Annotated in this window: 1 protein-coding gene; it reads right to left on the bottom strand. The window is 42.2% G+C overall.

The window, feature by feature from the left end:
* Positions 1-1,072: IS110 family RNA-guided transposase (locus GC093_RS06800; RefSeq protein WP_171651123.1), on the bottom strand; the 1,072-nt coding region annotated here is incomplete at its 3' end.
* Positions 1,073-1,288 lie beyond the last annotated feature (216 nt).

The raw sequence follows: 1,288 nt of genomic DNA, 5'->3' as shown, positions 1-1,288 counted from the left end.
CGATTCTTAGCATGGCATGGGCCACTACAATAGCAGCTCTTTTCCTGCCTTTTCGTGCTAATGTACGTCTGTACATAGCACCAAGATAGTTTTTAGAAGCACCTACAGAATGTGCGGCTTCTATTAATGCAGATTTTAAATATTTGTTTCCTTTTTTTCCTTTTGAAGACTTTCTTTTACCTGCGCTCTCATTATGTCCGGGTACTAAAGCTGCCCAAGAACACAAGTGGGCCGCACTTGGAAATTGGTATTTAATATTTGTTCCTATTTCAGCTAGTATTTGTTCAGCCATTCGAGTAGCAATTCCAGGTATAGAATCTAATCGCTCTACATCTTCCTGGTATGAATTGACTCTCTGTGCAACCTCTTGATCTAACATTTCAATTTGTTCGGTGAGGAAGTCAATGTGAGTTAAAATGGTTTTGAGCATAATGCGTTGATGAGGATTAACATAACCTCGAAGAGCGAGTTCGAGTTCTTCTTTTTTCTTTTTCATAGTTCGCCGAGCGAAGCTTGCTAACTTCTCCGGGTCATCTTCGCCGTCTGCGATGGCATGGAGCATATCCTTAGATGAGACGCCCATAATATCTGAAACCACAGAGCCAAGCTTAATGTTTGCACCTTCTAGCACTTTTTGAATCCGATTATGTTGTCTCGCTCGTTCTTCAATGATGCTCCGGCGATAACGAACAAGCTCTCGGAGTTCTCGTTGATTTCGGTTGGGAATGAAACTCGCTTTCAGTAGTCCATGGCGAAGCAGTTTGGCAATCCATTCAGCATCTTTGACATCCGTTTTACGTCCTGGTAGCGCCTTCATATGTTGGGCATTAACGACTAGAAACTCAATGTCTTCAGCTTCTAATAGGTTAACAATTGGTTTCCAAAATACTCCGGTGCTTTCCATTGCTACGTGAGTACATCCATGTTTTTTAATCCAGTCAATTAACTGTAATAGAAAGACTGTTTTAGTAGAAAACGTACAAATCTCCTTTCCTTCTGGTGTCATCACGCATGCAGTAATAGAGTCTTTATGAACATCCAAACCACATGCACGTTCAATGAGAATATCCATTGAAAGTATCCTTTCTACGGCTCTAACATTGGAGCTGGTGCAACAACCAAAATAGGATTAATCTACCATAAGTGCTTCCCAAAGGGAGCGACATTCTGTGATGCACCGTGGTTGTCGGAGTCAGACTAACGGATGGGCTCTAACGCACCATAGTTGATCGACCTTCCTCTCCCAGCCGTAGTAGCAGTATTGACGGCTTTTCCATTTTCATCCTCT

The sequence above is a fragment of the Paenibacillus foliorum genome, from assembly GCF_013141765.1.
In the GTDB taxonomy this organism is placed as follows: Bacteria; Bacillota; Bacilli; order Paenibacillales; family NBRC-103111; genus Paenibacillus_S; species Paenibacillus_S foliorum.
Note: the sequence above shows the minus strand (reverse complement) of the source record. Positions and strands in the feature narration are given on the sequence as shown.